This is a genomic window from Mammaliicoccus sp. J-M41 (genome assembly GCF_022385935.1).
Taxonomy (GTDB): domain Bacteria; phylum Bacillota; class Bacilli; order Staphylococcales; family Staphylococcaceae; genus Mammaliicoccus; species Mammaliicoccus sciuri_A.
On the sequence record NZ_JAJNIR010000006.1, the window covers coordinates 76,311 to 98,195 of the forward strand.

Consider the following 21,885-nt stretch of genomic DNA (forward strand, 5'->3'; position numbering starts at 1 on the left):
CATCGCAATCGATGTCAGCTTTTCTAACTTATAAATCCATAGATTCTAATAATTCGTATACAAATTCTCGATCGTTTTCATTTCCGTGTATGTACTTGTTGATGTAACAAGAACGAATACTCGGTGAGATAACGTCTTTTTGAAGCGGCAAGTATTGCTTAATATATAAATCTAAAGGTGTAGGTGCTAATGATTTTTGTGGATTTGGTTGTATATAAGGGATGTCTTGTTGAACTTCATAACCATGTCTATTAAAGAAGTTCTTACGCAGAATCGCTTCTTCTTTACCACTGTTGTTTTCGTATGATTCTTCTCCAAACGATTCCAACATAATCATGTTAGCATCTCTTCCATGAACATCTTGAGCATGTTTATGAAGTTCTGCTTCAATTCTTTCCAACGTTTGTCCGCCAACACGCTGATTGCGGTATTCAGGATGCGTCATTAAATAAATAATAAAAGCTGAATTTGTTGTAGGTTCATAATGACCTGTAGACAAACTTACGACCGTGTCATCAATTAAACCAACTAAAAATATATAATGTTTCTTTATGTACTCAGATGTAAGCGAATGGATGAAGACATGACGGTCTTCTCGCACCTCTGCCTTGAAAATATCTTCATACATTTCTAATGCTTTTTTGAATAATGGATCATCGATAGATGTGACAACTTCAAAATTCATAGTTATGAACCCCTCATAATCAATATTTTATAATATTATAACATAAGATTTTAATAGTAGTACTATCGTATTGAGGAAATAAAAAGAGAGACCAGGACATGACACTATGTCCCAGCCTCTTAAGTTATTATATTGTCTTATTTAGGATTATCATCTGTAGGGTTAGTGATATCTGCTTCTTCATGTCTCACTTTTTCAGAAACATGTTCAGTATCTTGAACTTTATTTTTCTTAATGACGATTTCTTCAGATACGACATTTTCTTTGTCTACTTTTACACGTTCGTCATGTAATGGAATGTGTACGGAATCATCATCATTTGCGTTAAAGTCTTCGTCTACTTTCTCATTAACCGGTCTACGTTCGATGGTTACTTCTTCACGTTCAACAGGTACATCAAACTCTTGTTCTTCTTCAACAACATGTTTATCAACAGAAGCTTCTCCTGTTTCAACATTCTCTTTGTCTACATTTAGACGTTCTTCATGAAGTTGAACAGATTCTTCATCTACGTTGTTATTTTGTGTTTCATTATTGTAAGATGTTTCACCTACATTATTATCTTGTGTGTCGTTGTTGTATGACTGCTCAGAAGTGTGAACATTTGTATCTTGTTCATCTTGGCTAGTAGAGAAGTTAGATTCACGTGTTGTTGTTTCATCTGATGTTGGTGGTTCAACACTTTCATTTGGGTTATCGTAGTTTAAGCTAGAACGTTCTATTTCTACGTCGTCATCATGCACTCTTGAGAATGATGATTCATCTTCTCTTGTTAAATCTTGTTGATCTTTAACATTATCTGTTTCACCATATTGAGCAGTCGTATTTGTCGTTTCACGATTATTTAAGTCTTCTAAGTCTCTTTCATTATCGCTAGAGTAGACTCTTCTATCGTCCTGTACGTCATCTTCTGTTTCTTGTTGTTCTCTATGTTCATTTGCATATCCAGCTGCGCCAAGAGCAGAAGCACCTGCTAAATTAGCTGAAGTTGATGTTTTTTGATGGTCGATGTTTGAATCATCCACATCATCATGCGCTACATCTTCTTCATTAATATTATTGCCATATCGATTTGTATTTACATCTCGGTCCGTTTCAGCTTCGTTATCGAATGATGGTGCATCTGTTTTTTCTGTATCTGCATTATCCACATCTTGAGTTAGATCATTTTCAGATACTTCATCTTGCTGATTAAATTCTTCTTCTCTTTCAGCTTTATCAAAATCAGAAGTTTCATTCACATCTTCCTCTTGATCTGAAGATGAATGCGCAGCAGCAGCACCAGCGCCCGCAGCACCTGCACCTGCACCTAATCCAGCACCAGCAGCTGTACCTTTAGATACACCACTATCTTCGCTCTCTTCACTAGAAAATGGTTTTGTATTATCGTAATGCTCATTTCCTGTTTGAGAGTCTTTAGGATGATCTGAATCATAGTTTTCAGTATCACTTATATTGTCATTATCAACATATAATAGTATTTTTCCGTTATTAAGTTCTTGTTTATAGCTATCTAATTCTTCTTCTGGAACATTTAAACTAGATAATACACGTTCTTCAGCACTTTCACCTGAGAATAGTGCAGTAATTTTGTCGCTAAATGAACCTCTAGAGTTCTTCACTTTAACATCCGTGTAGTCTAAAGAGTTATCATCTAACTTGTCTTCGGAAATAACTTGTAAGTCACTTTCTCCGACACCTTCTTCTTTCAATTGATCAATACGTTGCAGTAAATCACTTTCGTTACTAAACTTTTCTATTTTACCCATACTAAAACCTCCATAAATTTGTAATGTGTAAAAATCTTATCAACAGTGATTATTCTCTAGGTGTTTAAATACTTAATAAATATTGTCTACGTTAATACAATATAATTCTCAAATACCCTTATGGAGGAGCATCAAACAATATTCAATCAACTTTCTAATTATTTAGATTTTTCAGTTTATTTAAAACCTCTTAAAATAGCGCTAACATAAGGTTTTGCCTATTGTAAAAATACTGATATTTTGTTATTATCAATGAATAATTTATTACTAAAAACTCATATAATCTGAAGAATATGGCTTTGGAAGTTTCTACCGTGTTGCCTTAAACGACACGACTATGAGTAAATGAATAACACTGGAATCAGACTATCCAAAATGGTGTGGTTTTATATTATTTTTTACTCATCTTACCTATTTTTTAGGATTAAGGTGTGTTTTTTTTAATCTAAATGAGGAGGCGAGTAGTGTGAGGACACTACAAGATAGGGTTAAAGAAGATGGTGTAGTCATCGATGAAAAGATTCTTAAGGTTGATTCATTTTTAAATCACCAAATTGATGCAAAGTTAATGTATGAAGTTGGTCAAGTTATTACGGAACATTTTAAAGACAAGAAAATCACGAAAGTACTTACGATTGAAGCGTCAGGTATCGCACCTGCAATTATGGCATCTTTACATTTAGACGTGCCATGTTTATTTGCGAAAAAAGCAAAACCATCTACAATGACATCTGAATTTTATCAAACAGATATTCACTCATTTACTAAAAATACAACGAGTACAGTGGTTATTGCGAAACAATTTTTAAATGAAGACGATCATGTATTAATTATTGATGACTTTTTAGCGAATGGCGAAGCATCATTAGGATTACATCGTTTAGTTCAAGCAGCAAACGCAACAACATCTGGAATTGGAATTGTTATAGAAAAAAGTTTCCAACCGGGCAGAGAGAAGTTGGAATCTGAAGGATTAGAAGTCTTATCTCTATGCCAAGTTGCTTCATTATTAGGAAATACAGTCAAACTGGTAGGAGAATAACATGAAAAATTTCATCTTAAGTGTTCAACATTTACTTGCTATGTATGCGGGTGCCATAATGGTACCTATTATCGTCGGATCTGCTTTAAAATTCACACCTGAAGAAGTGGCTTACTTAGTCGCTATTGATATCTTTATGTGTGGTGTAGCAACATTTTTACAAGTATATAAAGGAATAGGAATTGGACTGCCGGTAGTCTTAGGATGTACATTTACAGCTGTAGCACCAATGATTCTAGTTGGTAACACACACGGTATCGGTGTGCTGTACGGTTCTATATTTCTTTCAGGGATTATTGTAGTCTTAATTTCTCCATTTTTCTCATATTTAGTAAAATTATTTCCACCTGTTGTTACAGGAAGTGTTGTTACAATAATCGGTATTACGTTAATGCCAGTTGCCATGAATTATTTAGCAGGTGGTCAAGGTGAAAAGAACTACGGAGACAGTAAAAATATATTCTTAGGTTTATTTACATTAGTGATCATCTTATTAATACAAAGATTATCTAAAGGGTTCATTAAATCTATAGCGATATTACTCGGTTTATTAATAGGTACAACCGTCGCTTCCTTCTATGGATTAGTGGATACATCGAATTTAAAAACTTCGAATTGGTTGGAACTACCTAGACCATTTAGATTTAGCGGGTTTGAATTTGAATTTGGTACAACGATTGTCTTTGTCATTATTGCAATCGTTAGTTTGATTGAATCAACAGGCGTGTACCATGCTTTAAGTGAAATTACGAAACAACCTATATCAAGAAAAGACTTATCAAAAGGTTATAGAGCTGAAGGAATTGCGATTATAATTGGTTCAATCTTTAATGCATTTCCTTACACAGCTTATTCTCAAAACGTCGGGCTAGTTTCATTATCTGGCGCTAAAAAGAATCAAATCATGTATATGATGGTTGCATTATTAATCGTTTGTGGCTCAATACCTAAACTCGGTGCATTGGCAAGCATGATTCCATTTCCAGTATTAGGTGGTGCGATGATTGCGATGTTTGGAATGGTTATGGCATACGGTGTGAAAATGCTTGGTGGCATAGACTTTAACAAACAAAACAATTTACTCGTGATTGCCGTATCGGTCGGGATTGGTGCAGGTATTACAGCAGTACCTCAAGCGCTTGAAACATTTGGAGAAGAATATGCTTGGTTAACACAAAACGGTATCGTATTAGGTACTTTCTCAGCTATTATATTAAATTTATGTTTTAATGGATTAAACAATCAACAAAACAGTGAAAATGTGAAATAATAAATATGAAAATAAATTAGTGGAGGTTATATTCATGTGGGAAAACAAATTTCAAAAAGAAGGCTTAACGTTCGATGATGTATTATTAGTACCAGCAAAATCAGAGGTATTACCAAGTGATGTAGACTTAAGCGTATCTCTTTCAAAAAATATTAAGTTAAATATTCCAATCATTTCAGCTGGTATGGATACAGTTACTGAAGCTAAAATGGCGATTGCTATGGCAAGACAAGGTGGCTTAGGTGTTATTCATAAGAACATGTCTATAGAACATCAAGCAGATGAAGTACAAAAAGTTAAACGTTCAGAAAATGGCGTTATTACAAACCCATTCTTCTTAACACCTGATGAGCAAGTGTACGCAGCAGAAGCATTGATGAGTAAATACCGTATTTCTGGTGTTCCAATCGTTAATAACGAAGAAGATATGGAACTTATCGGTATTATTACAAACCGTGACTTAAGATTTATCGAAAACTTCTCAATTAAAATTTCTGATGTTATGACTAAAGAAGATTTAGTAACAGCACCAGTTGGCACAACGTTAGAACAAGCAGAAGAAATTTTACAAAAATATAAAATCGAAAAACTTCCATTAATTTCTGAAGAGGGTAAACTTAAAGGATTAATTACAATTAAAGATATTGAAAAAGTAATCGAATTCCCTTATGCGGCAAAAGACAGCGAAGGACGTCTTCTTGTTGCAGCGGCATTAGGTATTGCTAAAGATACACCAATTCGTGCTCAAAAATTAGTAGAAGCAGGCGCAGATGCACTTGTTATTGATACTGCACATGGTCACTCTAAAGGTGTCTTAGATGTCGTTAAACACATTAGTGAATCATACCCAGAAGTTACAATTATCGCAGGTAACGTTGCTACAGGTGAAGGTACTAAAGCATTGTTTGAAGCAGGAGCAGACGTCGTTAAAGTTGGTATTGGACCAGGTTCAATCTGTACAACTCGTGTTGTTGCAGGTGTAGGTGTACCTCAAATTACAGCTATTTATGATTGTGCAACAGAAGCACGTAATTATGGTAAAGCAATTATTGCTGACGGTGGTATTAAATTCTCTGGTGATATCGCGAAAGCTTTAGCAGCTGGCGGAAATGCAGTTATGTTAGGTAGCTTACTTGCTGGTACAGAAGAAAGCCCTGGACAAACAGAAATCTTCCAAGGTCGTCAATATAAAGTTTATCGTGGTATGGGATCACTTGGTGCAATGGAACAAGGTTCTAAAGACCGTTACTTCCAAGAAGACACTGCAGCTAAGAAATTTGTACCAGAAGGCATTGAAGGTAGAATTGACTTTAAAGGCCCATTACAAGATACAATTTATCAATTAATTGGCGGTATTAAGAGCGGTATGGGTTACACAGGATCAGCTAACCTAGAACAATTAAGAGAAGAAGCTCAGTTTATTAGAATGACTGGCGCAGGCCTTAAAGAATCACATCCACATGATGTTCAAATTACTAAAGAAGCACCAAACTACTCATTTTAATTAAAGGAGAACTACAATTATGGAAATGGCTTTTGAACAAGAGTTAATTCTTGTATTGGATTTTGGTAGTCAATATAACCAATTGATTACACGTCGTATAAGAGAAATGGGCGTATACAGTGAGTTACACGATCATGAAATCTCAATCGAAGAAATTAAAAAAATGAATCCTAAAGGTATTATACTTTCAGGTGGACCAAATTCAGTATACGAAGAAGGATCATTCACAGTTGATCCTGAAATCTTTGAATTAGGTATTCCTGTTTTAGGTATTTGTTATGGTATGCAATTAATGACTAAATTATTAGGTGGTTCTGTAGAAAGAGCTAACGAACGTGAATACGGTAAAGCAACATTAAACGTTAAATCAGATGACGAGTTATTCTTCAGCTTACCTAATAGTCAAACAGTTTGGATGAGTCACAGTGACAAAGTAATCGATATTCCTGAGAACTTTGAAATCATTGCAGACAGCCCAAGTTGTCAAAATGCAGCAATTGAAGATAAATCAAGAAAATTATACGGTGTACAATTCCATCCAGAAGTAAGACATACTGAATACGGAAATGACTTATTAAGAAACTTCATTCGTCGTGTCTGTGAATGTACAGGAAACTGGACTATGGAGAACTTTGTTGAAATCGAAGTAGAAAAAATTAGAGAACAAGTTGGCGATCGTAAAGTATTATGTGCGATGAGTGGTGGAGTTGATTCATCAGTTGTAGCAGTATTACTTCATAAAGCAATTGGCGATCAATTAACTTGTATCTTCGTAGACCATGGATTGCTTAGAAAAGGTGAAGGCGACATGGTAATGGAGAACTTTGGTGAAGGCTTCAATATGAACATCATTAGAGTAGATGCCAAAGATCGTTTCATGAGTAAATTAGCTGGCGTTTCAGATCCTGAGAAAAAACGTAAAATTATCGGTAATGAATTTGTATACGTATTTGATGACGAAGCATCAAAATTAGAAGGCGTTGATTTCCTTGCACAAGGTACGCTTTATACAGATATCATTGAATCAGGTACAAAGACTGCACAAACAATTAAATCACACCATAACGTAGGTGGATTACCAGAAGACATGCAGTTCCAATTAATCGAACCAATTAATACACTATTTAAAGACGAAGTACGTGCACTAGGAATCGAATTAGGCATACCAGAACATTTAGTATGGCGCCAACCATTCCCAGGCCCAGGTTTAGGTATTCGTGTATTAGGTGAAATTACTGAAGAAAAATTAGAAATCGTAAGAGAATCAGACGCAATTCTAAGAGAAGTCGTGCGTGAAGAAGGTCTAGAAAGAGACATTTGGCAATACTTCACAGTATTACCAGATATCCGTTCAGTAGGTGTTATGGGAGACTACCGTACATATGACTACACAGTCGGCGTACGCGCAGTAACATCAATAGACGGCATGACAAGTGACTTCGCAAGAATTGACTGGGAAGTCTTACAAAAAGTATCAAGTCGTATCGTAAACGAAGTAGACCACGTAAACAGAGTGGTCTATGACATTACATCTAAGCCCCCAAGCACAATCGAGTGGGAATAGAATTATAAAAAGCAAGAAACCCTTTAACCACAACGGTTAGAGGGTTCTTTTTGTACTTATAAAATTAAAAAATGGGCAGGAAATGGGCGAAGTGTAAGAAAAATTAAATTATGGAAATAAAAAAGGGCTATGTGTAATAACACATAGCGCTTCTTTTTTTTGCTATAACAAGACGAAAATACAAGCGTCTTGCAGAACTTTTAATAGAGTTCTCTTAATGAATTGATAATATCAATCATTTTTATAATTGTCAATCATTTTGTTAATACCATTTATTACGACACTAAGGTTAGTATAACTACTGTAGTAAGAATTACGATTTAATCTCATTTTGAAATCTACCATTTGTTTATATCTATTTTCCCTTATACCCTTACTACAATATAATTGATGGGTATAAAACGTTGCGAAAATATCTCTAAGAGGCTTGTATTGTACCTGTTTATACGTCAATTTATAAGAGGTTTGACCTTTGTCTGTTAAATATCTATTAGTTTTATCAAATTTTGGAGTACCAAGGTTTGCAATAATCGGCTGACTATGAGCGCTCATATTTCTAACGGTCTTAACGTGAGAAAGAAGATTTTTTGCACATTTTAATTGATTATCGTTAGTGTGTGTTTGATAAAATATAACAAATTCAACAAATTGATTGTAACTCATCAATTCCAGGCACACCCATATTGGTGGATTATTATAATAGTTTTTAAATTCCTTCTTTGGTGTTACTACTGTACTATACTTACCACTTGAATTTTTTTTTCTTTTTTTGGAGATTACATTCCTAAATGTTCTATTTTTTTCTGAATCATTTTTGTAAAATTGAGTCATTATATTATACCCATCTTCACATGGATCATTTGCTACTTTGTCTAATATGTATACTTTTAAGCTATGTTCGATATCTAAGCACATATGTATTAACAAATAGCGTAGTTGCATATCTATAGAAGCTAAATCTTTTAAATAAGCAAATTCAATATTGTAACGTCCGTTTACTTTGGGAAAATTTTTTCTAAAATATCCAAGTTTAAAAAAATAACTATATTTTGATAGACTATCTTTTGCTACTTTTTCATTATCTATATTAAAACGAATACCTAATTTTTTCATTTTACTAACCATTTGATTTTTAGTTAACATCTGTTTTTTATTCAATTTTATATTCGCCCCTCCTTAATAACTAACCGCTTCTAATTTACTCATCATGTCTTTATCCATCTGTTCTGTCACATGACTGTATATTTGTAATGTTGTTTTGTGATCTGTATGCCCCACGCGTTCCATAATTGCTTTAAGAGATACACCTAACTGACTTAACAATGATATATGGCTATGTCTAAGTGTATGAGTAGTAACATGCTTAGTGATGATTTGTTTACCGTCTGTGTCCTTAATACTTTCTACTGCTAATTTAATATTGCGGTTTACAGATGATAGAGCCATAGGGTTACCATAATGATTAGTAAATATAAACCCTCTATCGTTGTAATTGCTATCCCACTGCTTAGCTTTCTTAATCTCTAGCATGGCTTTACGCAATATATCCATACTTCTAGTAGTAAGCGATATTGTTCTATATGACGCTTCTGTCTTTGTAGTATCTTTTACACCATGACCGCTTCCATCTGCTTCATCTATCCAGTGTATTGTACCGTCTATTTCTAAAGTAGATTTATCAAAGTCTATATTATTTGGTTGTATTGCTAAACATTCACCAATACGCATACCGTTTAGAGCCATAAACTCAACGATATAAGCAGTCATAATAAATGATAGCTTCATGTATCCAGTACGCTTAGAAGTGGCTATATCGTTTAATTTATCCACAATTAATTGTATTTCTGACATCTCTAAATAGTTTTCACGCTTAGCCTTTATTTCATCTCTAGTTTTAGCTTGTTTAGGTATTACTACATCTTCTAAGTACGATATATCATCAAGTTTATATTTCTTTTGTGTATGCTTCATGATATTTCTAACAATACTCATAGCGTCTTTAATTACTTTGTGGCTTAGATTGTCATTAGAAGCGGAAGTTATGAAGTCCTGGAAGGTTTCAGTAGTCATATTCTTGACTAGTATATCTTTACTGATATTACGCTTAATATGTTCAACTTTGTAATACTTAGTTGATATAGTCGATTGTTTAGATCCCGATATAATTTTATAGTTACTAAACCACTCATCACAAGCCTGGTGGAATGTTAAAGTTTTAAGTGTTGAAGGTGTTTTGTCATTTAGTTTAGCTTGTATCTTCTCATTTAAACGCTTTTCCGCTTCTTTTTGTGAGGGCTTAGTGTTCTTATTCATTACAACACTAGTACGCTTCCACTTGTCTGTTAAAGGGTCTTTATACTTCTCTATGAAGCGGTATTTAGTTATACCATTCTTATCCTGGAACGCTTCACACCACATATGTTAGTCCTCCTTAGAAAAACTTAAATTCATCATTAATTAAATTGATATGCATATCTTTAACTAATTGATGATTTGAAATAATAAAAGGGTTATCATTCGGTTTAAAATAACTTAATAAAAATTTTCTGTATTGATCAATCAAGTCGTTATAAATCATTTTTTTAAATTGTTTTGGAATTTTATTAAATTGTTCTACAAAGTTTTCTTTATCTTCTACTGAATAAAATACAATTTCAATATCTATATGTTTTTCTTGATAATCATCTTCCATAAAATCAGGTGTAGGAAAGTTAGATAATACATTAGAAGTATCAATTTTAATTTGAGTATCAAATGAATAAGAATTTTCTCTTTCTTTAATATCAATTAATAAATCACAATTAAACTTGGGTTGTAACAAGTATTCTTTACTATATATCTCAACCAATTCTATTTTTTCATCTTCTAAAAAAGTAAGTTCTATGTCTACAGGTATATATTCAAAAAAATCACAAGGAGTAATATTTAAGAATTTGCATATTTTATTAATGGTATTCAGTTGTAACATTTCACTGTTATTAGAAGCCGTATTTGTAATAGTATTTCTTGATATACCAGTTTCTTTAGACAATCGAACGACTTTAATATCTCTTTCAAACATTATTTCTGCAAGTCTATTTCTTATCATTTGTATTTTTACCTCCAATAAATTTGTTCTTTAGCTATCCTAATAGTCTTACATAATCAAGGAAAAGTCAACAAATGCACAAGAAACTTGTCGCTTTTTATTTTATATGATATAACTATATATAACAAATGCACAAGAAAGTTAGCATTAGATAAGGAGGTAGGACATTGAATATAAAAAGCAAAACTATCAAATTGAAAGTTGAATTATTAAAGAATGGGTTATCTATTGTGGATTTATCCAAGAAAGTTAGTATAGATCCGTCCTATTCTAATCAGATAGTAAACGGTAAACGTAACCCAAGCCCAAAACTTGCTAAACGTATAGCGGAAACTTTAGGTGTTGAAATTACTGATATTTTTACAATTGAAATAAATAAGGAGGCTAACTAATGAAAACAGAAATATGGAACGGTCATAATATCCGCTTCATTGTAGTTAATTCTGAATGGTGGGCGGTAGCTAAAGACGTAACAGAAGCTTTAGGACTGAAACAACACTCAAAGGCTTTATATGGTCTACATAAAGATGGGGTTACTACTAGTAAGGTCATAGACAAAATGGGGCGTACTCAAACTGTGAATGTGATTAATGAAATCAATATCTATAATTTAGTATTTAAAAGCAGAAAACCGGAAGCGGAATCATTTAAGCAATGGATATTTGAAGTTATTAAAGAGTTACGCCATAACAACGGTTTAGAAGGCTTCCAGGTGTTCAGAATGTTAGACAAAGAACATCAAAAAGAAGCCATGAAACGCTTGTATGAAGCCCTTAGAAGTGATGATAAAGAAGCGGTAAAGTACAACAGTATCAAAGCTAATTCAATCACTAATAAAGCTATAAGTATCATGTATGGACTTCCTAAGATGATAAGTAAAGAAGATATGACACCGGACATGTTACAGGATAGACAGAAATTACTTGATGAAGTAACCAACTTAATGATTATGAATGAAAAATATAAATTGAACTTATCTATTTCAAAGACAATTTACGATAGTATTCTTAATCAAGTTAAAACCGCATAAGGAGGTACAAGAAATGATATTAATACTTAAGTTATTTATGTATTGCTTCATATCCGTGTGTATTAGCGACACATTCAGCAGTGATATAAGTACTCAATACATGATCATATATTTTTGTATGTTAGTCTTTTTCACGATTGAAGCATATAAAAAATACAATGGAGGTGCATTAAATGACTAATGTAATTGAACTACCGACACCACACCCTAGCAATACAGTATTAAAAGATGAGCAAGTAGCACCGGTAAAGATGATTTATTGCAAGATAAGTACACTACCTAAGCTATTCAATGTAAGTAAAGCTACATGTTACCGCTTCATTAAAGAAGCCGAGGAAATGCCGGAATTTAAAGGACGTATATGTGTTGATGTATCCGCAACAATGACACTGGTACATATTGATACATTTGTAGAGTTTTTAAGAAGTAAGCATAAAAATATTTGTAGGAGGATAACAACATGCAAGAAGTAAATAACATGATTGAGTTTAGCAAAATGGTAATGTTTTCAGATGTCACAACTGAATTAGAAGCGGTTAAGCAGTTTATTAAAACAACAGATAACATAAGAATGTATCAAGAAAAAACAATAGAAAGCGATTTGACTATAAAAGAAATATATTTAGCGATTGAAGAAATATGTAAGGTAATAAGCTTCATAGTACCTAAAGAGATGAACAATACAAATAAAGGCATGGAAATAGAACGTATTAATGCCACATATAACATAGGTAGGGTACTTTCTATGATTAATACGGAATTAAGCAATTATATATCAATGAATGACTTATGGGAGGAAGAATAAAATGGTAAATGAAGATGTAAAAGTTATGATTGAACAATTAAAAATGAAATTAAATGCTTTAAACCACCATGAACATAATCACTTAGAAAGTATTGAAACTTCATTAGGTACAACATGGTGCCAACAAAACAGATTAGCATATGAATACATGAAGGAAGTTAACCAAGATTTATATATATCGACTACATTAATAAGTGATATTCAAAAAGATATAGAGCGTTTAGATGAAGAAATTAATAAACAAAAAGCCTAGTTACATAATCAACCGACCAAAGCAGTTATGTAACTAAGCCCACAAAAAGTAGGACTATTTTATATAGTCCTTACTTGTATTTTAACAGAAAGGGAAAGCCCTTTACATTAATTATAACATGATAAGGGCGTATCTAATCATGGACAATACAACTTTTACAGTAAATCACTATGACAATTTAAATGCACAATCATATAGAGGTAGTGAAGCGTTAACCTTTGATGAGTTAGTGAACTACCTTAACTATAAAACTGTATCAAATAACAAGTATGAGGGCGGTCTATTCCTTCTAGGTGAGATGTCCGACCATCACCGCAAGAATGACAATATTATTAATAAGCATTGCTTAGTAATAGATTATGATGATCTACCGCCTGGAACTGATTTACCACAACTAGTAAAGGATAAGTTTAAGGCTAGTTATATACTATTTTCAACACATAATCACACGATAGATAACCCTAGATTAAGGTTAGTTATTCCGTTGTCGCTACCGCTTCACAATGATTACTATAGCCTAGCGATTGAAGAAGTAGATAAGGTGTTAGGCGTAACGTGTGACCAAAGTAGTAAAACGATAAGCCAGGCACAAGCAAGACAGGTACTTAAAACAGACACATCACCCAGAGTATTTGAGTACAGCAAGACAACACTACTCAATACCGATACATTAATTAAAGCGATTGAACACAATGCACCAAAGAATGATTTTAACTTTACAGTTAAACCGCCCAAACGTGATGTAAGTTGGTGGTCTGAAATATGTTATGGCGTTGGTGAAGGACAGCGTAACAGTAGTTTGGCTAGTATTACAGGCCTATTGTTATATCGTGGTGTACCGATAGAAGCGGTTACGGGTCTGTTATGGTGTTGGAACCAGTGTAATGATGAAGTGATGAGTAATGAAGAATTTCAAAAGACGTTAGATAGCATAATAAAGAAACACATCAATGGAGGAGGAAAGATAATCACTTATGACAAAAAAGCAGAAACCGACTGAATTAATAGAGTTTGCTAGTGAAATCAGAAAAGAACATAATACAAAAATTATAAAGTTTGAAAAAGGTACATCAGATTTTTTTGATGGCGGAACGTTCTTACATGATGAGTTTGCCCAATATATGCTACAACGTTATAAATTTACTATATTAGACGGTGACGCACTACATTACTTTGAAGATACACACTATGTGTATGTAGATATGAATAAGTTTAGAAGGATATTAGTAGATGAACTACCGATAATAAAAGAAAACCAACGTAAAGAAGTATTTTATAGTTTAATGGCTAGAGCAAAACAGGGTCATAGATCTAGCCCACGTTATATAGCTATGAAAAATGGTGTATTTGACGTTGAAACTATGCAATTAGATAAAAACCATAGTAACTATGTCATAACAAACTATGTAAACATTACTTATGATAAGGAAGCCTATAGCAAAGATTTAAACCGCTTCTTAAATGAAATATCTAATCATGATAAGGATATTAGGAAGCTACTAGAGGAAAGTGTAGGCTATGGCTTATATGCCAGTACGTTCATGCAAAAGTGTTTTATCTTGTACGCACCAGGAAGCAACGGGAAGTCCACATGGTTTAGTTTGCTATATCAATTCTTTGGTGATGATAACATAACGCCACTAAGCCTACAGGACACGCAACATGAATTTAAGTTGTTTGGTCTGCTTAATAAGATGGTGGCAATCGGTGACGATATTTCTGCTACACGCATAGAAGAAGCAGAAAACTTTAAGAAGTTAGTTACAGGTGACCCGATATATTGTAATCGAAAATATCAAGATCCATTACCACTAAAGAATTACGCCACATTGATGTATTCGAGTAACCAGTTACCTAATATTAAAGACACAACACATGGACTATATAGACGTTTAATCATTATTCCATTTATGAATACATTCAGCAAAGAGAAAGGCAATTTAGATTTATCCATAGTTGAGAAGTTAGATAATCATATAGTACGCTCACATCTATTTAATTTAGCCATACAAGGCTTACAAAGAGTTATGGAACATAAGCAGTTTACAGAGCCGGAAGCGGTCAAGAAAGCATTACAGGACTATCAAAAAGAAAATAACATAGTAGTAGAGTTTGTAGAAGATATAGGTATCAATAAAGTAGTTGACCAGGATAAGACGGAAGTATTTGAACATTTTAAATGGTGGCTAGAACGTAATGGTCTTAAAAGTAAATCAGCTAAGTACCTTACTAATGAACTCAATAAAGTATATGGCTTAGAAGTGAAACAATCATCTAAGCGTGTGAATGGAATACCGACGCCTTATAGAAAATACACAAAACCTTAAAAAAGACGAATACATGTTATACATTACGAATACGTTTTAGCGTTGATATAACAGGCTTTTAATGACTTTGTATAACCACATAACAACTTATCGGATAGAAACTATTATTTATATATAAGTATTAAGTAAATATATAAAGGTTTTTGAAGAAAAAGACGTTATTACGTTATACAAATGCTATAAACCATTGATATGAAAGGTTTAAAACGTATTCCACTTGTTTAATGTGTATAACCACATAAGCAGAATACAGTTAGAAAGGTGATATACATGGAAAATGTACAAATAAAGATATTTGAACGTGAAAGAGTAGAAACAAAGCCATACTATAACCCTATATTTAATATGACTGAATCAAAACGATATGAAAACAAACAGGAATACCAGGAGCGTGTAAACCGCTTCTTGATGGATCATACTATCTATAGTATTACACCTATGGTTGATGGTGATTTTGATGAGGGAAGCGGTGGCTTTACTAGTAAAATTCTAGTGTGCTATAAAGCACCTGGAAGCGAAGCATAGGAATATATAAGACTTTAATACACATATGCATGTATTAAGGTCTTATTTACTAGTCAAAAATGTGCATTACTAAAAACCACTTCAACCGTTGATATTACTGTATTTCTTTAATTTATCAATGCAAATAAATGCTAATTTTCGGGGAGTTTTTAACGATAGTATTTCACAAAGAAAACCTACATTTCTCAATATATTTAGGTGTTTCCACTTATATAAGAAAAAAGGAGGGATAACATGGCTTATACAGGTCAAAGGAAATGGTACACCAAAGAATTACTAGAAATATGTATAGATGATATGGAAGTGACAGGTGAAAAGTTTACAGGTGTTCAAAAGAAAGGGCTTGATTTTACTAATTTTAAAATTCCGTGCTATGTAGAAGGTGTAAAGGTTGGATATGGTATTAGATACTTCTTTAGGTGTTATAAATGCGGTGAGCGTATTTCAAAAATTTATACAATGCCAAACCCGACTAAAGATAATATTACAGGTTGTAGGCATTGCCTGGAACTCAATTACATATCACAACAGGCAACTAAAACACAGATGGACTATGAAGCACACCTATTATATAGATACGGTAGAATGTTAGATCCTAATTTTAAATTAGATACAATCACACATACGCCATGTCCTTGGAAACCTAAAAACATGCATTATAAAACGTATGAGAAAATAAAGAGCAAATATGAAATGGCACAATTAAAGGCACAAAAAAATTTATAGCAATGGTAGGAACATTGCTTAAAAGAACAGGGAATTAATTGTTAAATTAATAAGTAAAAAATCTTATTTAAAATAGTTTACCAATATAAATGTTATTATTCGTAATTTTGTTTTTTATAAGTTGTTAGTAAATAGTATTCAACATTAATAATAGGTATATTCTTTTATGTATATTTGTTATAATCATTTCTATAGCTGAAATAATACTAAATATATGTAATTTTTAAGGAGGGATAGTCATGCTAGTGTTCATTATGCGTAATGTAGATAAATTATCTACTGTTTTATACAAACAAAAAAACAGTGATTACGCAGATAAATAAATAATATAAATGAATTAAATGACAATTCGTGTTAAGGTCCAAGGGCAATTAAAATTACATATAAATTATTAAGCTATCTATTTGTTTATCGATGTAATCACTATCGGAGTGATTACATGAATCAAAATATTAAGTTTACTCAAAATTTTATTACAAACGAAAAATTATTATCTAATATAATGAAACAAATAAATATAGATGAGAATGACATAATTTATGAGGTTGGAACTGGTAAAGGTCATCTGACCTCTAAATTAGCAGAAAAATGTAAGCATGTTTATTCAATAGAGTTAGATAAAAAATTATATGAACTTTCTTCGAATAAGTTACAAGATAATAGTAGAGTTACTCTAATCAATCAAGATATTTTACAATTCAATTATCCGTATAGAAAAAAATATAAGATAGTTGGTAACATACCATTCAATATAAGTACTCAAATCGTGAAAGATGCAGTATTTAGAAGCCAAGCTTCTGAGATGTATTTTATTGTAGAAGAAGGTTTCTACAAAAGAATGATAGATACTCGTAGAACTCTAAGTTTGCAACTACAAACACAGGTTTATATACAACAATTGTTACCTATACCTGCTGGAAGTTTTCACCCAAAGCCAAAAGTAAATTGTATTTTAATAAAACTTACAAGACACATATCAGATATAAAAGATAAACATAAGAAAAAATATGAGTTTTTTATATCAAAGTGGGTTAATAAAGAGTATTCAAAATTATTCACTAAAAATCAGTATCATCAAGCATTGAAACATGCAAGGATAAAAGACCTTAATAAAATAAGTTATGAACAAGTATTATCAGTTTTTGAAAGTTATATATTATTCAATCCACGAAAATAAGTGTAATAATTGAGCCCTCCTAGTATTGAAATAGGTGGGCTTTTTATATAAATTATAGTATAAAGTGATTATTCTATAAATTTTCAAAGGTAATATTATTAAATTAACACAAGTGCATATTATAATGGGCAGAAAATGGGCAGATTTATAAAACAATGGGCAACCCCTGGAAACGTAAATTAAAAAAGTAATCGCTTCAAAGCCTTGATATAAGGGTTTTTGAAACTCTGAGGAAATTCTAAAATAGCAGTTAGCGATTGAGTGGGAGTAAGATAATTAAACACCCCTTTAGCCTTAATGGTTAAAGGGGTGTTTATATTTTTATAAAGCATTTCATATGTTTGTAATTTTTATTTTTGATATATTGGAATATATAGACAAGGAGGCGTTATGAATGTTCGTTGCACAAGCAATTTTTTCTACTAAAGATGAGGCATCTAAGGCTATATTAGATAAAAAAGCTAGTCATGCTAAACAAGATTTTGAAGGCTTTGAGGGCTTTATTGATGCACAAGTTTGGAAGTCTGAAACGGGAAGCAAGTTAGAGTACGCGATTATTTCTAAATGGAATGATAAGAAAGATTTTCAAGCTTGGATTTCTAGACCTTCTCATGTTGAAGAGCATAAAAATATGAGTAAAGAAAAGAAAGAAAACGAAGAAGCGAAAGTTTCAAAAATCGAAAAGCAAATTAAAAAATACGAACTTGTAGATTAATAAGTAAGTTATTTTAATGAGCTTTATAAAATAAAAATCACGAGTGATTTTAGGTGGATGTACCTTTAGTCACTCGTGGTTTTTTGTAGAAGTTATTCTTATTTCTGTAAAATTTTGTATAATAAAAGAGAACTTAAGTATATATAAATACATTCCTAAGTTATAATTTGAAACGTTTATTAGGAGGGAGTGGCGATTAAAAAGTTACTAGTATTATTATGTATATTTATCGTAGTTGTGATCTGTGTGATGTTGTTTACATCAAATGGAAGAGATAGTAATCGTGATGTTCGGAATTTCACTTCTAAAAATGGAACAGAAGGTGAATATTTAATTTATCCTGTTAAGGACGCTAAGGGAATATTAGTGTGGTTACATGGTGATGGTGCTTATGAGTTTCATCATCCTGATTCAGAAGTCTATTTAGCTGGGAAAGATGGCATCCGTCAAGTTGCTAAAGAAAAAGGGTTAACTTTAGTTGTACCGAAGTCTGTTAACGATGAAGAGCAATGGTGGAAGAATGGAGAAGCCAATGTGCAATATTTAGTTGAATTGATTGATTCTTTACCAAATCATGAAAAATTATGGATAGGTAGCTTTTCAGGTGGTGCAGAAACAACAGCATATTGGGTGCTGGAAAAATTACCAGAATTAAATGTTCAATCTGGTGGCGCTATATTGTTTGGAGGAGGAGGTTCTCCAAAGAAAGAAGGGATTACCACTCATATAGAAAAGTCACAACATGTTAAAGGATCATTCCCGTTAACATGGATTGTTGGCGAAAATGATCACGTAGGTGGAAAAACTGAAGATGACCCATTTGATGCTTTTGTTACAAGTAAAGGAGGGGAAGCATTTTACGCTCAAGAAGGCTGGGAAACAAAGAGGGTTGTCTTAAAACATTACAGTCACGTATTGGCAAATGGAGAAGTCGGACTGTATGGGAAATATTTAAGAGAATATATTGATTGAAAATTACCAATTCATATTAAATATTTATTAGTTTCTAGAGTTTATATATAACTAAAGCTGTATTACTTAAAATTAATATTATGAATTTTTAGGTTTATTTGAATTTACCATCTTAATTTTAATTTATTTATGCTAAAATTATATATAAATATATATAAGGAGTGTTTAATATGAATTGTCCTAAATGTGGTTCACCTGTTATGCAAGATGACAGATTCTGTGGCGAATGTGGTGAAAAGTTAATTCAATCTAATGGGAACACAACTGCAGTAGAATCAACTAATCATGAAAAAGTTGAGAAGTTTAAAAGTTCATTAAATACATATAAGAATGAAACCTTAAATGAGAGTAAAGGTTTCTTTAAAAATATTTTCACGAATTTAGATCAAGAAGTCTCAAGTGCACACACATATAGTTATAAGTTTATAGCTTCTTTAGTAGGCGCGGGTATTCTATTACTGTTAATTTTCTTGTTAATTATAGTACCTGCAGATATAAGCTTTTTTGGACCATCTAAATCAAGCATTGTTTTCAGTGTGTTATTTTCAATCATTTTCAGTTTAGCACTATTGTTTGGTATAACTTTAGGTATTGTTAAACTGTTGAATACAAATATTGGCGTGCATAAAGTATTATCAGACTTTGTTTCATTTAATTTATTTTCAACGGGATTCTTCTTTGTTGGATTATTATTTGCACTCATTAAAGTACCAAGTTTCGCAGCGATATTAATTTTGTTAAGTATTTTATTATTTGTAGTATCTCCTATCTACTTAATGACGAAATATAGTAACCAATTCAACTTCCGTTTTCAAGTGGTGTACGGCATTCTTATTTACTTTGTTGTTGCATCGATTATATTACGCATATTAGTAGAAAAATCAATTTCGGATTCTCTAGATATAGTCAATTCGTTATTAACTGATTACTAGGAGGTAAAGTATGAAATATTGTAAAAATTGCGGGAATAAACTTTCTGAAGGACAAAAGGTATGTACACAATGTGGTACGCCTGTAGCTCAAGAAAATCAAGCGAATCAGAATGTTGAACATAAGAAAATGAATAAAAAACCACTGATTATTATTGCAATTGTAGCATTACTGTTATTGCTAATATTTGCAGTTTATAAAGTTGTCGAATCACAACTATCCCCTGTTAATGATGCTGAAGAAATTGCTTCAGATATTAAAAAAGGAAATACTAAATCTTTAAAAAATCATTTGAAATTTAATAACCGTGATTTAAGCCAAACAGAAAGTAAAGCTTTTTATGATTATGTAGTTGAAGCGGATAGTTCTGATAGATTTGCTGATGAGGTTGAAAGCCAAGTGAAAGATATGAATCAAAGTGATGCTGAAAGTACTACTATAAGTGCTGGAGAACAGCCTGTCATTCAAGTTAAGAAAAATGGTAAGAAATATGGCGTCTTTGATAACTATGAATTTGAAGTTGTAAAAGAAAGTGTTTCAATACAATCAGATTCAGATAGTACAATTACGTATGACTACAATGGTAAAAAGAAAAACATCAAATTATCTAAAGATAACGATAAAGTATTTGCAACATTGCCAATAGGTAATTACCATTTAGATGCTACTAAAGCGATAGATGATAAGAAATTTAAAGGTGAAGTTATTGTTAACATGGTAGATTCATCAGAAGTAGTAGAGAATTTCAAACAGAAAAATGTTAAAGTAAATATCGACTCAGAGTATAGTTATGGAGATGAAGATATAGATATTTATATTAATGGAAAGAAACAAGGTACTTATCAAACATATGATGAAACAACATATGGCCCGTTCTTACCAGATGAAAAAGTAGCAATATATGCACAAACTAAAGTAAATGATAAAGTATTTAAAACAAATACTGTTAATGCCACAAAAGCCGATGAAGGTGAAGATGAAATAACGGTTGATCTTTCATTTGATGATGATGCAATCAAAGATTATAAAGAAAATGAAGAATTAAAAGATGATGTACAAACATTTATGGAAGATTATATAGACGCATTAAATGAAGCATATGAGGAAGAAGACTATATGTATGTATCAAGTTATATTAAGAGCAGTTCAGATACAGCAGATCATATAGAAAATGTTGTTGAAGAAGGCGGTAGTACAGAGTTCTCTACACCTAAAGTGACAAAGTATGATAAAAAAGGTGACACAATTACAATTGAAGTAGAAAAGAAAGATCAAAATGGTAAAAGTATTAAATCTAAATACGTATTAGATTATGATTCAACATTCTCTGAGTTTAAAATTAAAGATTATACAGATATCTAATTTAATCAATATAGTTTAGGATCTAAGGCATTAGAATATGTCTTAGATCCTTATTTGTGTAATTAAAACCATACGCTATGCGTATGGTACAGTATGGTTTCACCGTTGTATTAAAAAATGCATCTCTACATGCTAGAATAA

24 protein-coding genes and 1 riboswitch are annotated in these 21,885 nt (G+C 32.2%); of the genes, 19 read left to right on the plus strand and 5 right to left on the minus strand.

What is annotated here, in order from left to right; genetic code table 11:
* Positions 1-28: 28 nt before the first annotated feature.
* Together LQ686_RS03960 and LQ686_RS03965 are read right to left on the minus strand one after the other, a co-directional pair.
* Complete coding sequence (locus LQ686_RS03960) at positions 29-685, minus strand: GNAT family N-acetyltransferase (RefSeq protein WP_107573036.1); 657 nt, start codon at positions 683-685, stop codon at positions 29-31.
* Positions 686-822: 137 nt separating this feature from the next.
* On the minus strand, positions 823-2,454 hold the full coding sequence (locus LQ686_RS03965) for a DUF2382 domain-containing protein (RefSeq protein WP_239733174.1): 1,632 nt from the start codon (positions 2,452-2,454) through the stop codon (positions 823-825).
* Between the two features lie 255 nt (positions 2,455-2,709).
* A riboswitch (purine riboswitch) is annotated at positions 2,710-2,812 on the plus strand.
* A gap of 108 nt (positions 2,813-2,920) precedes the next feature.
* Here LQ686_RS03965 and xpt point away from each other — a divergent pair.
* From xpt to guaA, 4 genes are read left to right on the plus strand one after another with little or no spacing between them, the layout of a single operon-like run.
* The gene (gene xpt / locus LQ686_RS03970; protein WP_037589423.1) at positions 2,921-3,496 is read left to right on the plus strand and encodes a xanthine phosphoribosyltransferase; all 576 of its coding nucleotides are present in this window, start codon (positions 2,921-2,923) and stop codon (positions 3,494-3,496) included.
* A gap of 1 nt (position 3,497) precedes the next feature.
* Positions 3,498-4,766 (plus strand): nucleobase:cation symporter-2 family protein, encoded by a 1,269-nt coding sequence (locus LQ686_RS03975; protein WP_107573034.1) that lies wholly within the window; start codon positions 3,498-3,500, stop codon positions 4,764-4,766.
* Positions 4,767-4,800: 34 nt separating this feature from the next.
* Entirely contained in the window at positions 4,801-6,270 is a 1,470-nt protein-coding gene (gene guaB, locus LQ686_RS03980) for an IMP dehydrogenase (RefSeq protein WP_107573033.1), read from the plus strand.
* 19 nt (positions 6,271-6,289) lie between these two features.
* Positions 6,290-7,834: a glutamine-hydrolyzing GMP synthase gene (gene guaA / locus LQ686_RS03985; protein WP_037589419.1), complete on the plus strand. Its 1,545-nt coding sequence runs from the start codon at positions 6,290-6,292 to the stop codon at positions 7,832-7,834.
* Positions 7,835-8,065: 231 nt separating this feature from the next.
* Here guaA and LQ686_RS03990 read toward each other — a convergent pair whose 3' ends face one another.
* From LQ686_RS03990 to LQ686_RS04000, 3 genes are read right to left on the minus strand one after another with little or no spacing between them, the layout of a single operon-like run.
* Entirely contained in the window at positions 8,066-8,992 is a 927-nt protein-coding gene (locus tag LQ686_RS03990) for an Abi family protein (RefSeq protein ID WP_239733175.1), read from the minus strand.
* 18 nt (positions 8,993-9,010) lie between these two features.
* Positions 9,011-10,252, minus strand: coding sequence for a tyrosine-type recombinase/integrase (locus LQ686_RS03995; RefSeq protein WP_239733176.1), 1,242 nt, complete (start codon positions 10,250-10,252; stop codon positions 9,011-9,013).
* Between the two features lie 13 nt (positions 10,253-10,265).
* Positions 10,266-10,922 carry a helix-turn-helix domain-containing protein gene (locus tag LQ686_RS04000; RefSeq protein WP_150886199.1) on the minus strand — a complete coding sequence of 219 codons (657 nt, stop codon included), beginning with the start codon at positions 10,920-10,922 and terminating at the stop codon, positions 10,266-10,268.
* Positions 10,923-11,089: 167 nt separating this feature from the next.
* Here LQ686_RS04000 and LQ686_RS04005 point away from each other — a divergent pair, with 167 nt between their 5' ends.
* The 15 genes from LQ686_RS04005 to LQ686_RS04075 all read left to right on the plus strand — a co-directional run bounded on the left by LQ686_RS04005 (position 11,090) and on the right by LQ686_RS04075 (position 21,744).
* A complete protein-coding gene (locus LQ686_RS04005; protein ID WP_150886197.1) occupies positions 11,090-11,314 on the plus strand; it encodes a helix-turn-helix transcriptional regulator in 225 nt (74 codons plus the stop codon).
* Positions 11,314-11,952 carry a BRO-N domain-containing protein gene (locus LQ686_RS04010; protein ID WP_239733177.1) on the plus strand — a complete coding sequence of 213 codons (639 nt, stop codon included), beginning with the start codon at positions 11,314-11,316 and terminating at the stop codon, positions 11,950-11,952. Before LQ686_RS04005 ends, LQ686_RS04010 begins: the two co-directional genes overlap by 1 nt.
* 173 nt (positions 11,953-12,125) lie before the next feature.
* Complete coding sequence (locus tag LQ686_RS04015) at positions 12,126-12,425, plus strand: hypothetical protein (RefSeq protein WP_239733178.1); 300 nt, start codon at positions 12,126-12,128, stop codon at positions 12,423-12,425.
* Positions 12,413-12,757: a hypothetical protein gene (locus LQ686_RS04020; RefSeq protein ID WP_123808068.1), complete on the plus strand. Its 345-nt coding sequence runs from the start codon at positions 12,413-12,415 to the stop codon at positions 12,755-12,757. The genes LQ686_RS04015 and LQ686_RS04020 overlap by 13 nt, the downstream gene beginning before the upstream one ends.
* Position 12,758: 1 nt before the next feature.
* Complete coding sequence (locus LQ686_RS04025; RefSeq protein WP_150886193.1) at positions 12,759-13,010, plus strand: hypothetical protein; 252 nt, start codon at positions 12,759-12,761, stop codon at positions 13,008-13,010.
* 139 nt (positions 13,011-13,149) lie between these two features.
* Positions 13,150-14,010 (plus strand): primase alpha helix C-terminal domain-containing protein, encoded by an 861-nt coding sequence (locus tag LQ686_RS04030; protein ID WP_191620608.1) that lies wholly within the window; start codon positions 13,150-13,152, stop codon positions 14,008-14,010.
* The gene (locus LQ686_RS04035; RefSeq protein ID WP_150886189.1) at positions 13,985-15,337 is read left to right on the plus strand and encodes a DNA primase family protein; all 1,353 of its coding nucleotides are present in this window, start codon (positions 13,985-13,987) and stop codon (positions 15,335-15,337) included. Before LQ686_RS04030 ends, LQ686_RS04035 begins: the two co-directional genes overlap by 26 nt.
* Before the next feature lie 270 nt (positions 15,338-15,607).
* A complete protein-coding gene (locus LQ686_RS04040) occupies positions 15,608-15,862 on the plus strand; it encodes a hypothetical protein (RefSeq protein WP_150886187.1) in 255 nt (84 codons plus the stop codon).
* 234 nt (positions 15,863-16,096) lie between these two features.
* Complete coding sequence (locus tag LQ686_RS04045; RefSeq protein ID WP_150886185.1) at positions 16,097-16,588, plus strand: hypothetical protein; 492 nt, start codon at positions 16,097-16,099, stop codon at positions 16,586-16,588.
* Between the two features lie 239 nt (positions 16,589-16,827).
* Positions 16,828-16,911, plus strand: a complete 84-nt coding sequence (locus LQ686_RS04050; RefSeq protein ID WP_150886207.1) for a 23S rRNA methyltransferase attenuation leader peptide — start codon at positions 16,828-16,830, stop codon at positions 16,909-16,911.
* Between the two features lie 116 nt (positions 16,912-17,027).
* Positions 17,028-17,765 (plus strand): 23S rRNA (adenine(2058)-N(6))-methyltransferase Erm(45), encoded by a 738-nt coding sequence (erm(45), locus tag LQ686_RS04055; RefSeq protein WP_063844522.1) that lies wholly within the window; start codon positions 17,028-17,030, stop codon positions 17,763-17,765.
* A 394-nt stretch (positions 17,766-18,159) separates the two neighbouring features.
* Entirely contained in the window at positions 18,160-18,480 is a 321-nt protein-coding gene (locus LQ686_RS04060) for an antibiotic biosynthesis monooxygenase family protein (protein ID WP_107573032.1), read from the plus strand.
* Between the two features lie 189 nt (positions 18,481-18,669).
* Positions 18,670-19,452, plus strand: coding sequence for a hypothetical protein (locus tag LQ686_RS04065; protein ID WP_107573031.1), 783 nt, complete (start codon positions 18,670-18,672; stop codon positions 19,450-19,452).
* A gap of 170 nt (positions 19,453-19,622) precedes the next feature.
* Complete coding sequence (locus LQ686_RS04070) at positions 19,623-20,384, plus strand: zinc ribbon domain-containing protein (RefSeq protein WP_107573030.1); 762 nt, start codon at positions 19,623-19,625, stop codon at positions 20,382-20,384.
* Between the two features lie 10 nt (positions 20,385-20,394).
* Positions 20,395-21,744, plus strand: coding sequence for a TcaA NTF2-like domain-containing protein (locus LQ686_RS04075; protein ID WP_239733179.1), 1,350 nt, complete (start codon positions 20,395-20,397; stop codon positions 21,742-21,744).
* The last annotated feature ends 141 nt before the right edge of the window (positions 21,745-21,885 follow it).

Coding starts and splice junctions, on each gene's coding strand:
- LQ686_RS04045 (WP_150886185.1), top strand. CDS start 16,097: ATGGCTTATACAGGTCAAAGGAAATGGTACACCAAAGAATTACTAGAA.
- LQ686_RS04040 (WP_150886187.1), top strand. CDS start 15,608: ATGGAAAATGTACAAATAAAGATATTTGAACGTGAAAGAGTAGAAACA.
- LQ686_RS04035 (WP_150886189.1), top strand. CDS start 13,985: ATGACAAAAAAGCAGAAACCGACTGAATTAATAGAGTTTGCTAGTGAA.
- LQ686_RS04060 (WP_107573032.1), top strand. CDS start 18,160: ATGTTCGTTGCACAAGCAATTTTTTCTACTAAAGATGAGGCATCTAAG.
- LQ686_RS04070 (WP_107573030.1), top strand. CDS start 19,623: ATGAATTGTCCTAAATGTGGTTCACCTGTTATGCAAGATGACAGATTC.
- LQ686_RS04025 (WP_150886193.1), top strand. CDS start 12,759: ATGGTAAATGAAGATGTAAAAGTTATGATTGAACAATTAAAAATGAAA.
- LQ686_RS04020 (WP_123808068.1), top strand. CDS start 12,413: ATGCAAGAAGTAAATAACATGATTGAGTTTAGCAAAATGGTAATGTTT.
- LQ686_RS03995 (WP_239733176.1), bottom strand. CDS start 10,252: ATGTGGTGTGAAGCGTTCCAGGATAAGAATGGTATAACTAAATACCGC.
- LQ686_RS04015 (WP_239733178.1), top strand. CDS start 12,126: ATGACTAATGTAATTGAACTACCGACACCACACCCTAGCAATACAGTA.
- LQ686_RS04050 (WP_150886207.1), top strand. CDS start 16,828: ATGCTAGTGTTCATTATGCGTAATGTAGATAAATTATCTACTGTTTTA.
- LQ686_RS04000 (WP_150886199.1), bottom strand. CDS start 10,922: ATGATAAGAAATAGACTTGCAGAAATAATGTTTGAAAGAGATATTAAA.
- LQ686_RS04030 (WP_191620608.1), top strand. CDS start 13,150: ATGGACAATACAACTTTTACAGTAAATCACTATGACAATTTAAATGCA.
- LQ686_RS04010 (WP_239733177.1), top strand. CDS start 11,314: ATGAAAACAGAAATATGGAACGGTCATAATATCCGCTTCATTGTAGTT.
- LQ686_RS03965 (WP_239733174.1), bottom strand. CDS start 2,454: ATGGGTAAAATAGAAAAGTTTAGTAACGAAAGTGATTTACTGCAACGT.
- LQ686_RS03960 (WP_107573036.1), bottom strand. CDS start 685: ATGAATTTTGAAGTTGTCACATCTATCGATGATCCATTATTCAAAAAA.
- guaB (WP_107573033.1), top strand. CDS start 4,801: ATGTGGGAAAACAAATTTCAAAAAGAAGGCTTAACGTTCGATGATGTA.
- LQ686_RS03975 (WP_107573034.1), top strand. CDS start 3,498: ATGAAAAATTTCATCTTAAGTGTTCAACATTTACTTGCTATGTATGCG.
- guaA (WP_037589419.1), top strand. CDS start 6,290: ATGGAAATGGCTTTTGAACAAGAGTTAATTCTTGTATTGGATTTTGGT.
- LQ686_RS04075 (WP_239733179.1), top strand. CDS start 20,395: ATGAAATATTGTAAAAATTGCGGGAATAAACTTTCTGAAGGACAAAAG.